Raw genomic sequence first — 9,835 nt, forward strand, 5'->3', positions numbered from 1 at the left:
GATTGCATCGACATCACCAGCCCGATGACAACGAGCACGCAGACGCCAATCGCAACCGCCGCATTCTTGCCGCTATTGGACTTGTCTGCTGCGCTCGGCGCGGGTGTGCTCCATGCGGTGCCGTCCCAATAGATCCGTCTCCCAGGGTCCGATGGGTCGGGATACCAGCCTGGTGCGGGTGAGGGCGTGGTCACGCGGACACACGGTATCAGCGACCCCACAGACAAATGAGCCGTTTTGGGATTCAACCATCGGGAAAGTCAAACCATCAGAACGCGCCGCCCGGAGGCGTGGCAAGCCCGGGTAGAACCAGCTAGACCGCCAGCGGGATCGATTCATCCCAGCATCGGCAGCCGACGGCTTCGCAGTCGACGACGAAGCTGTGCATCACCAGCTCGGGGGTGGTGCAGCCCCGCTCGGTGCATTCCGACCGGTGTAACGCGTGGTGAATCATGGTGCCGTGGCAGTGATCCAAGCCTGCCCGGCAGTCGCGACAGCCCGTGCTCATACGCCGTTCATAGCACCGGCCGTGGACAAAATCGGGGTGCCGCGCCCAGAGAAGGACCGAGCAGCATCGGATTCTCAGGCCCAGCCCAGTTCTTCCAACCGGTCGTCGTCAATGCCGAAATGGTGGGCGATTTCATGGATTACGGTGATCGCCACCTCCTCGACGACCTCGTCGTCGGAATCACAGGCATCCAGCAGTGCCTCGCGGTAGATCGTGATGGCGTCCGGCAGCGCCCCCGCGTAGTCGGAGTCCCGCTCGGTCAACGCCACCCCTTCGTAGAGCCCGAACAGCTCGGCGTCCTCCGAGTGGCGGTCGGCGACCAACACGACGACGTTGTCCATCGCAGCGGCCAACTCGGGGGGGATGAGGTCCAGTGCGTCAGAGACCAGCTCGTCGAACCGCTGCGGGTCCATCCGCACAGCCACCCGGGCTAGCCCCCCGGGGCGGGCTCGCCCGGCCCGGCTGGCGGCGGCGCTCCGCCGTCCGCCGGAGGTGGTGCTCCCGCGTCGGCCGGGGGTGGGGCCTGCGTCGCCGGCGACGCTGGGGCAGCGGGCGCCTGCGACACCGGCGATTGGGGCGCCGTCACCACCGGTTGCTGGGGGAGATGCTGATTGCCCGGCGGGATGGCGTCGGGGGGAGTGCTTTGCTGGGGGGCCTGAACCGGTGCCTGGACGGGTATCGGCGGCGGGGTGAGTCGTTCCTCGGGGATGTCGGGCGGTGGCACCGGCGGTTGACCGTTGATCAGTAGCGATCCCTTGGCGCTGTTCACCAGGGTGGCCCAGCCCCCGTTGCCCAGGGTCGCGCCGATACTGCACGAAACCTCGCGACTGCCCGCCGCCCAGCTTGGCAGCGACACGGTGGGATAGATCAGCGTGAGGGTAGTGGTGCGCAACTTGATGGGCGCGAGGTAGGCGTCGGTCATCTTGGTGCACGAGTCCTTGATGAACCCGTCCTGCTCCGATTCCGCGGGTAGGGCAGTGGGGAACTTCTCCGCCAGGTTGACCGTGCCGGTCACCTCCATCGCGTGCGGCGCTGCACAGTCGACCGGAACGTCGATCGGCTGGTTGGTAGCCGGGTCGATGCCCAAGCAGGTGCCGGCGGGCCAGACCTTGGACTGGTCGACGTCGGCAACCTTGCCTTTGAAGGCGGTTTGCTGGTTGTTCGGGCCGGGTTGCTGCAGACCGCACAGCATGCGGCGGTCGCCCGACTGGCGCCACGCTCGGTCCCCGGACCACAGCAGGCTGACGCTGAACTTGCTGTTGGGGTCGAACTTGGTCCCCATGTACTGCCGCACCGCGGCTTCGCATTGTTCCTGGGTGATCTGTTGAATGCGGGCCGGCGACGGGGGAGCGGCGCTGGGCCCGTACTCCGAGCCGGGGAAAGTCCGCATGTCGAGGGACTCGGCGACCTCGAAGCGATGGTCGTCCGTGCACTTGACGATGCTCGCGGCGTCCGGGTTGCCGTCCGGCCACATCAGGCAGTCACCGCTGGCGGCATGGTTGAAGGCGGCGTTGCTCCTGGTGCCGGTGCTGGGAACCGGATCGCTGTCGATATAGCCCGCTAGCCGCCCGGGTCCGGTGCCGACGGCGGGAATCGCGGTGACCAGCCCGGCAATCAGCAGGCCACCGAGGGCGGTGAGCAGCAGGGCGCGCCTGGTCGCCGTCGCCTGCAACCCACGTGGCCAGCGGAAGCCGGCCGGCGAGTCTGCCATCTCCTCGGCGGGCTCGGCGGGCCCGGCGGGCAGCTCTCTGGTGGGCTCGTCGGCGAGCTCGGGGGACGCGTCGTCGGCAGGCGCGCCGGCGAGGCCGGCGGCGGGATCGGCGACAGGCTCGCCGATGGGCTCGCTCTCGCCGGTGGGTACAGCTTCTTCGGGCGCGTCGGACATCGCCTCCATTCTGACAGGACCGCCGCGGCCGCGTGACAAATGTTGCCGATGTTGCGTCAGGGGATCGCCATGACGAGCGCTCAGCCATCTGACGCGACCGGACCGGAGCGTCAAAAGTAGTCTTGCGGCCGTGATCGACCTGAAGTTGCTCCGGGAGGACCCCGACGCCGTACGCCGGTCCCAACTCAGCCGTGGCGAAGACCCGGCGCTGGTGGATGCGTTGCTGACCGCCGACGCCGATCGTCGAGCCGCGATTTCGGCCGCCGATTCGCTGCGCGCGGAACAGAAAACCGCCAGCAAGAGCGTCGGCTCCGCGTCTGCCGACGAACGCCCGGCGAAACTGGCGCGCGCCAAAGAACTCGCCGAGAAGGTGAAAGCCGCCGAATCCGCCCAGGCCGAGGCCGAGGCGGCGTTCACCGCGGCACACATGGCGATCTCGAACGTCATTCTGGATCCGGTGCCCGCCGGTGGCGAGGACGATTACGCGGTACTCGATATCGTGGGCGACCTGCCGCAGTTGAACAACCCCAGGGACCACCTGGAACTCGGCGAGTCGCTGGGCCTCATCGACATGCAGCGCGGCGCCAAGGTATCCGGCTCGCGGTTCTACTTCTTGACCGGTCGGGGCGCGCTGTTACAGCTGGGCCTGCTGCAGCTGGCGTTGCGGCTGGCCGTCGAGAACGGCTTCATCCCGATGATCCCGCCGGTGCTGGTGCGCCCCGAGGTGATGGCGGGCACCGGATTTCTGGGTGCCCACGCCGACGAGGTGTACCGGGTGGAAGCCGACGACCTCTACCTGGTGGGCACCTCCGAAGTCCCGCTGGCCGGCTACCACTCCGACGAGATCCTGGACCTGTCCGGCGGGCCGCTGCGCTACGCGGGCTGGTCGTCCTGCTTCCGCCGCGAGGCCGGCAGCTACGGCAAGGACACCCGTGGCATCATCCGGGTGCATCAGTTCGACAAGGTGGAGGGCTTCGTCTATTGCGAGCCCGCCCACGCCGAGGCCGAACACGAACGGCTGCTGGGCTGGCAGCGTGAGATGCTCAAGCAAATCGAGGTGCCCTATCGGGTAATCGACGTCGCCGCGGGCGATCTCGGCTCGTCGGCGGCCCGGAAGTTTGACTGCGAGGCCTGGGTGCCGACGCAGGGCACCTACCGCGAGCTCACGTCGACGTCGAATTGCACCACCTTCCAGGCGCGCCGGCTGGCGACGCGCTACCGGGACGAGAACGGCAAGCCGCAGATCGCGGCCACGCTCAACGGCACGCTGGGCACCACCCGGTGGCTGGTCTCGATCCTGGAGAACCACCAGCGGGCCGACGGCAGCGTGCGGGTGCCGGCGGCGCTAGTCCCCTACGTGGGCACCGAGGTCCTGGAACCGGCCGGTTAGTGGCGATCGCGAGCGCGACTGGCAGGTCCAGTGCCGGGCGAAGCGGGTCGCCACCATCGGGCTAGGCACGGCGAGCGCCCGGAGTGTGCCCGAAGGCCCGCCGGTAAATGTCGATGAAGGCGCTTGGTGTGGCCCAGCCGCATTTCAGCGCCACCGACGTGACGTCTTGGTGCTCGGCCAGCAGCATCACCGCGTGATGCAGGCGCAATTGGGTGCGCCATCGGGGGAACGTCATCGCCAGTTCGTCGGCGAACAGGCGGCTCAGCGTGCGCTGGCTGACGCCGATTCGGTCGCCGATTTCCTGCAGGCTCAACGGCTCGGTCAGGTTGTCGGCGATCAGCGCGCATGCTTGGCGCAAACGGGTGTCGACCGGTGTTGGAATCCACAGTGGCTCACGGATACTCGTTGCCTGTAGCTGATCGTGCAGGACGGCCAGCATGCGGTGGTGTTCGTCGACGTGGGTTGCGCCGGTTTGCGAACACGCGATGATGAGTTCTCGCATCAGCGGATTGACCGCGAGCACGGTCGGTGCCTCGGGACCCTGGGGATAGCGCTGCGGGTCCAGCGCGACACCGTGGAATTGGGTGTGGCCGTGGAACCTGTGCTCGTGCCAGCAACGCGCCGGTATCCAGATCGCTCGGTTGGCAGGCGTGATCCAGGTGCCCGCGGGGGTGGTCACCGAGACCGCGCCGGACGACGGGTACACGATCTGGTGCGAGTCATGGCGGTGACGTTCGATCCGCGCGCCCGCCGGCAGCGACAACGACGCAGTCACAAGCGGTGTCACGAGGTGGCCGTTTTCCGACATATCACGGCAGAATATCGGAAGCCCGCGGCCACGGACTCCGCATAGCGTCGACGGCATGGCTATGAATCTTCTGCACCGATACCGCTGCAATTCCTCCAGCTGGGCAAAAATGGTGGCCGATCAGCTACTGCCCTGGGCGTTGGACGGGGTCGAACTCGGCCCGCGGACCCTGGAAATCGGCCCTGGCTACGGGGCGACACTGCACGCCCTCCTCGGTCGGACGACCTCGCTCACAGCCGTCGAGGTCGACCGCTCGATGGCCGATCGCCTGAATCGCCTTTACGGCGATCGAGCCCGCGTCATTCATGGCGATGGCACCAATACCGGGCTGCCCGATGGCCACTTCACTTCCGTGGTCTGCTTCACGATGCTGCACCACGTCCCCGGCCCGGAATTGCAAGATCAGTTGTTCGCCGAGGCGTTCAGGGTGTTGCAACCGGGCTGCGCTTTCGCCGGCAGTGACGGCGTGCCATCGCTGTCGTTTCGGCTCAAACACATCGCGGACACCTACAACCCAATCCCCCCAAAGGATTTCGCGGGACGGCTGCGAAAGGCCGGATTCACCGACGTCTATATCGACGCCAATGGCGCTCGCCAGCGCTGGCGTGCCACCAAACCCTAGGCGTTTATGGCTTCGCGGGCCTGTGCGTGCCGACGTTGCCGTTCCATGGTGGCGAAGTAGAAGGCGAACGCGAAGGCGAAACTGGTGAAGAGGCTCGATACGAAATACAGCCAGGGGTGCTTCAGCCCACGGCGGTAGCCGTCGACAATGGTAAAGATCGGCAGCAGCACAACATTCGCGATGGTGTAGTCCTGGCTGGCCGAGTCTGCCGCCGGGTTGGTGAACATCAGCCGGATGTACTCCGCCCAGCTGCCGTGTTCGCCCCAGAGCGGATTGGTGGAGCCGTGCGAGTACTCCTGCACGTAGGTGATGTTGAAGTACCACCCCAATGCGACCGACGCGATGCCGACGACGTAGTACACGCATTCCAGCGGTGAGAACATCGGGCCACCGGCCGGGCGGGCGAAGACCTTGGAGTTGGCGGCGACGATCCAGCCGATGACGGTGAGCCCCAGAACTGCGTGGACAAGAAGCGAGACCATGGGCGCAGTCTCACCCTCGGCGCGAAGTTTTGTCAATATTGTCAGAACTTGTGGCGATTGGTCTGGGGTAACTTACTGGCATGGTCCGGCCCGCTCAGACGGCACGCAGCGAGCGCACGCGCGAGGCCTTGCGTCAGGCCGCGGTGGTGCGATTCCTGGCCCAGGGCGTCGAGGACACGTCGGCCGAGCAGATCGCGGGCGACGCCGGTGTTTCGCTGCGCACCTTCTACCGCCACTTCCGGTCCAAGCACGATCTGCTGTTCGCCGACTACACCGGACTCAACTGGTTTCGCGCGGCGCTGGACGCCCGTCCGGCCGAGGAACCGATCATCGATTCCGTGCAGTCGGCGATCTTCGCCTTCCCGTATGACGTTGAGGCCGTGACGAAAATAGCCACCTTGCGCGGCGACGAGCTGGACCCCGTCCGCATCGTCCGCCATATCCACAAAGTCCAGGCCGACTTCGCCGATGCCATCGCCGCGCAGTTGCAACGGCGTAACCGTGCGGCCGACCAGACTCCGGACTCCCAAGTGCGCACAGCCGTGACCGCGCGCTGCATCTCGGCGGCGGTCTTCGGCGCCATGGAAGTGTGGATGCTCGGCGCGGACCGGTCGCTGGGCGAACTCGCGAGGGTATGTCATGTGGGGCTGGAGTCGCTGCGGGCCGGCATCACCGATGCCTGGGTTTCGTCATAATTGACAAAACTTTCGGACCATGCCAGCCTGCATTCCGGAGGGCAAGCTAATGGGTGAACCCGAAACAACGTGTGACGCGATAGTTATCGGTGCCGGGCATAACGGGCTGGCCGCGGCGGTGCTGCTACAGAAGGCAGGGCTGCGGACCCTATGCCTGGAATCCAAGCTCTACGCCGGCGGAATGGCCTCCACCGTGGAGCTTTTCGACGGATACCAGTTCGAGATCGCGGGCTCGGTGCAGTTCCCGACCGCGCCGGTGGTCAAGCAGGAATTGGGCCTGGATACGCTGCCGACGATCGACCTGGATGTGATGTCGGTGGCGCTGCGTGGCGTTGGTGATGACCCGATGGTCCAGTACAGCGATCCGGTCAAGCTGTTCACCCACCTCAACGAGGTGCACGGGGCGGAGGCCGTCAACGGCATGGCGGGGCTGATGGCCTGGGCGCAGGCGCCGACGCGGGCGCTGGGCCGGTTCGACGCCGGTGCGCTGCCCAAGACGTTCGATGAGATGTATGCCTGCGCCACAAATGAATTCGAGCGTTCGGCCATCGATGACATGCTGTTCGGTTCGGTCACCGACGTGCTGGACCGCTATCTTCCGGACCGCGAGAAGCACGGCGCCCTGCGCGGCTCAATGACCGTGCTGGCGGTCAACACCCTCTACCGCGGCCCGGCCACGCCGGGCAGCGCGGCCGCGCTCGCCTTCGGGCTCGGCGTCCCCGACGGGGACACCATGCAGATGAAGAAGCTGCGCGGCGGCATCGGAGCGCTGACAGCGCATTTGGCTGAGTCGCTGGCGCGCGACGGCGGCGAAGTCCGACTGCGTACCAAGGTGACCGAAATCCTCATCAGCGACGGCCACGTGAGCGGGGTCCGCACCGAGGCGGGAGAGACCCTGACCGCCCCGATCGTCATCTCCGCCATCGCGCCCGACCTGACGCTCAACGAGCTGATCGACCCCGCTGTGCTGCCCGCCGACATCCGCGAACGCTACGCGCGGATCGACCACCGCGGCAGCTACATCCAGATGCACTTCGCGCTCGACGAGGCCCCCGAGTTCGCCGCGCCCTACGAGGCGCTCAACGACCCGAGCATGCAGGCGTCGATCGGCATCTTCTGCACACCGGAAGAAGTCCAGCGGCAGTGGGAGGACTGTCGCCGCGGGATCGTGCCGGCCGATCCGACCGTCGTATTCCAGATCCCCTCGCAGAACGACCCCGACCTGGCGCCCGAGGGCAAGCACGCCGCATCGGCATTCGCGTTGTGGTTCCCGATCGAGGGCGGTGTGGATTACGGCCAGGCGAAGGTCGAAATGGGTCAGCGGGTGATCGACAAGATCACCCGCCTGGCGCCGAACTTCGAACGCAGCATCAGCCGGCACACCACCTTCACGCCCAAGCACATGGGAGTGATGTTCGGCGCCCCGGGCGGTGATTACTGCCATGGGTTGTTCCATCCGCAGCAGGTCGGTCCCAACCGTCCCGGGCCGAAAGGCTATATCGGGCAGCCGATCCCGGTCGACGGGCTCTACCTCGCCAGTACCGGATGCCACGGCGGACCCGGCATCACGTTCATTCCCGGCTACAACGCGGCGCAGGCGGCCCTCGCGGACCTTAAGGCTTAGGGAGCCGGACGCCCGTTACGCGTTTATCCGCTTGAACTGGCCGTGCCGGTATAGCTTCACACACTCTGCTCGTCGGACCTTGCCGCTGGTGGTGATGGGAATCGCACCGGGAGACACCATAACCAGATCCGACACGGTCAAGCCGTGTGAAGTCGATATGGCAGCGGTCACTTCACGCTTGACCACGCCGAGTCGCTCCGCCACATCCTCGTTGGAGGCGCCGCGCCTTCTGACTTCGATGATGGTGACCAGCTTCTCGCCACCGCGATCGGGAACCGCTATCGCCACGCACCGACCCTGGGTGATCTCTTGGATCGTCGCCTCGATGTCGTCGGGAGAGTGGTTGCGCCCGCGAACAATCAGCAGGTCTTTGATGCGGCCGATGATGAACAGTGCGCCGTCGGAAATGAAGCCCGAGTCCCCAGTCTTCATCCAGGGCCCTTCGGGTGTGCCGGCCGACGAAGCGGCGAGCTTTCCTCCGAAGGTGCGCTCGGTCTGCGCGGGCTTGTTCCAGTAGCCGACGGCCACGTTGTCGCCGTGTACCCAGATCTCGCCGACCGCTCCCTGCGGGCATTCGGTGCTGGTGTCGGGATCAACGATGCGCACCGCCGGCGATTGGGGCACTTCGTAACTGATCAGCGGTGTACTGTTCCCGCCCGTCGAGCGCCTCGCTTGCCCAGCGGACAGTTCGTCGGCGTCGAAATCGATGATCGTGGGTGGTTTGCCAGAAGTGCTCGTCGCCACGTACACCGTTGCTTCCGCAAGTCCATACGAGGGCCGCGGCGCCGATGCCTGAAAATTGAAGCGGGCGAACCGGTCGCTGAAGCGCTTGAGGGTTGCCGGATTCACCCGCTCGCTACCGCTGAGGATGGTCACTATGCGACCGAGGTCGAACCCGGCCAGGTCGTCGTCCGAGATTTTGCCCGCCGCCAGTTCGAAGGCGAAGTTCGGTGCCGCCGAGAACGCCTGTTCTCCCCCGCACGACTGACCTCCGGTTGCCATCAGCTGAAGCCACCGGGCCGGTCGTTGCAGGAATGCTATGGGGCTGGTGAGTACAGCGGGAAATCCCGCCATAACCGGCGCACAAACTCCCAGCACCAAGCCCATGTCGTGATAGAAGGGCAGCCACGACATAAGAAAGGTATCATGTGGCGGAACGCCGCCGAGATGCGCAAAATAGCCGGATATCAATTGCTTGAAATTGGACAGCAAATTCTTATAGGTGATCATTACCCCGGCCGGGGTACGGGTCGACCCGGAGGTATATTGCAAATACACGGCACCTGGACGGCTGTCGTGCTCGACACCTGACGGTATCGAAGCGTCCAGATCTATCCGGTCAACCTCGATGATCGTTGGCGCAACGTCCAAAGGCTGCGACGTAATCTGTTGGGAGATATCGCCTATCACCGAGGATGTCGTGAGAATGACCGTGGGCGTGGCATCGAGCAGCACCGAATCAACGCGCTCATCGGTGGCGCCACCCATCGGCAGTGAAAGCGGCACCCCGATAACGCCCGCCTGCATTGCACCCAGAAAGGCATAGATGTAATCCAGGCCCTGCGGCATTAATATCACGGCTCGGTCACCAGGCGCCGCACAGCGCCTGATCTCGAGTGCTACGTTAACCATCCGCCGATACAACTGGTACCACGTCACCGTTTCGGCTACGCCTTCCCAGTCCCGGCCATAATCAACATATTTGAATGCAGCGCCATCGGGGTGCAAATTGACATTCTGGCGCAAGATCGCGGGAATGGAAGGCTCAACCACAGGGCAACACAATACCTCTTGGTTGTCCCGTCACGCCTGACTTCACCA

The 9,835-nt window shown here is 65.4% G+C and carries 9 protein-coding genes and 2 pseudogenes; 4 read left to right on the top strand and 7 right to left on the bottom strand.

Annotation, left to right across the window (positions count from 1 at the left end; genetic code table 11):
- The 4 genes and pseudogenes from ACLP9N_RS34715 to ACLP9N_RS34730 form a co-directional block, all read right to left on the bottom strand.
- On the bottom strand, positions 1 to 194 hold a 194-nt coding region (locus tag ACLP9N_RS34715; protein ID WP_442411639.1), incomplete at its 3' end, for a DUF2510 domain-containing protein.
- A gap of 119 nt (positions 195 to 313) precedes the next feature.
- Positions 314 to 508, bottom strand: coding sequence for a hypothetical protein (locus ACLP9N_RS34720; RefSeq protein WP_442411640.1), 195 nt, complete (start codon positions 506 to 508; stop codon positions 314 to 316).
- Positions 505 to 933 (bottom strand): annotated as a pseudogene (locus ACLP9N_RS34725) (metallopeptidase family protein). The gene ACLP9N_RS34720 and the pseudogene ACLP9N_RS34725 overlap by 4 nt, the downstream one beginning before the upstream one ends.
- Positions 934 to 938: 5 nt before the next feature.
- Positions 939 to 2,219 carry a septum formation family protein gene (locus ACLP9N_RS34730; RefSeq protein WP_442411653.1) on the bottom strand — a complete coding sequence of 427 codons (1,281 nt, stop codon included), beginning with the start codon at positions 2,217 to 2,219 and terminating at the stop codon, positions 939 to 941.
- Between the two features lie 304 nt (positions 2,220 to 2,523).
- Here ACLP9N_RS34730 and serS point away from each other — a divergent pair, with 304 nt between their 5' ends.
- Positions 2,524 to 3,783, top strand: a complete 1,260-nt coding sequence (gene serS / locus ACLP9N_RS34735; protein WP_442411641.1) for a serine--tRNA ligase — start codon at positions 2,524 to 2,526, stop codon at positions 3,781 to 3,783.
- Here serS and ACLP9N_RS34740 read toward each other — a convergent pair.
- Positions 3,739 to 4,591 (bottom strand): annotated as a pseudogene (locus ACLP9N_RS34740) (helix-turn-helix domain-containing protein). The gene serS and the pseudogene ACLP9N_RS34740 overlap by 45 nt on opposite strands.
- Before the next feature lie 55 nt (positions 4,592 to 4,646).
- Here ACLP9N_RS34740 and ACLP9N_RS34745 point away from each other — a divergent pair.
- Positions 4,647 to 5,213, top strand: coding sequence for a class I SAM-dependent methyltransferase (locus tag ACLP9N_RS34745; protein WP_442411642.1), 567 nt, complete (start codon positions 4,647 to 4,649; stop codon positions 5,211 to 5,213).
- Here the strand turns inward: ACLP9N_RS34745 and ACLP9N_RS34750 are convergent.
- The gene (locus ACLP9N_RS34750; protein ID WP_442411643.1) at positions 5,210 to 5,695 is read right to left on the bottom strand and encodes a DUF2834 domain-containing protein; all 486 of its coding nucleotides are present in this window, start codon (positions 5,693 to 5,695) and stop codon (positions 5,210 to 5,212) included. The genes ACLP9N_RS34745 and ACLP9N_RS34750 overlap by 4 nt on opposite strands.
- An 80-nt stretch (positions 5,696 to 5,775) precedes the next feature.
- Between ACLP9N_RS34750 and ACLP9N_RS34755 the strand changes: the two genes are divergently transcribed.
- Together ACLP9N_RS34755 and ACLP9N_RS34760 are read left to right on the top strand one after the other, a co-directional pair.
- Positions 5,776 to 6,390 carry a TetR/AcrR family transcriptional regulator gene (locus ACLP9N_RS34755; RefSeq protein WP_442411644.1) on the top strand — a complete coding sequence of 205 codons (615 nt, stop codon included), beginning with the start codon at positions 5,776 to 5,778 and terminating at the stop codon, positions 6,388 to 6,390.
- A 49-nt stretch (positions 6,391 to 6,439) separates the two neighbouring features.
- On the top strand, positions 6,440 to 8,014 hold the full coding sequence (locus ACLP9N_RS34760; protein WP_442411645.1) for a phytoene desaturase family protein: 1,575 nt from the start codon (positions 6,440 to 6,442) through the stop codon (positions 8,012 to 8,014).
- A 15-nt stretch (positions 8,015 to 8,029) separates the two neighbouring features.
- On the opposite strand, the gene ACLP9N_RS34765 is transcribed toward ACLP9N_RS34760, so the two are convergent.
- Positions 8,030 to 9,787 (bottom strand): AMP-binding protein, encoded by a 1,758-nt coding sequence (locus tag ACLP9N_RS34765; protein WP_442411646.1) that lies wholly within the window; start codon positions 9,785 to 9,787, stop codon positions 8,030 to 8,032.
- Positions 9,788 to 9,835 lie beyond the last annotated feature (48 nt).

It is taken from the genome of Mycobacterium sp. (genome assembly GCF_052144515.1).
GTDB lineage: Bacteria > Actinomycetota > Actinomycetes > Mycobacteriales > Mycobacteriaceae > Mycobacterium.

What these genes read in the sequence shown, in the direction of transcription:
- ACLP9N_RS34720 (WP_442411640.1), bottom strand. Translation starts at nt 508, where the DNA reads ATGAGCACGGGCTGTCGCGACTGCCGGGCAGGCTTGGATCACTGCCAC.
- ACLP9N_RS34730 (WP_442411653.1), bottom strand. Translation starts at nt 2,219, where the DNA reads ATGGCAGACTCGCCGGCCGGCTTCCGCTGGCCACGTGGGTTGCAGGCG.
- ACLP9N_RS34745 (WP_442411642.1), top strand. Translation starts at nt 4,647, where the DNA reads ATGGCTATGAATCTTCTGCACCGATACCGCTGCAATTCCTCCAGCTGG.
- ACLP9N_RS34750 (WP_442411643.1), bottom strand. Translation starts at nt 5,695, where the DNA reads ATGGTCTCGCTTCTTGTCCACGCAGTTCTGGGGCTCACCGTCATCGGC.
- ACLP9N_RS34755 (WP_442411644.1), top strand. Translation starts at nt 5,776, where the DNA reads ATGGTCCGGCCCGCTCAGACGGCACGCAGCGAGCGCACGCGCGAGGCC.
- ACLP9N_RS34760 (WP_442411645.1), top strand. Translation starts at nt 6,440, where the DNA reads ATGGGTGAACCCGAAACAACGTGTGACGCGATAGTTATCGGTGCCGGG.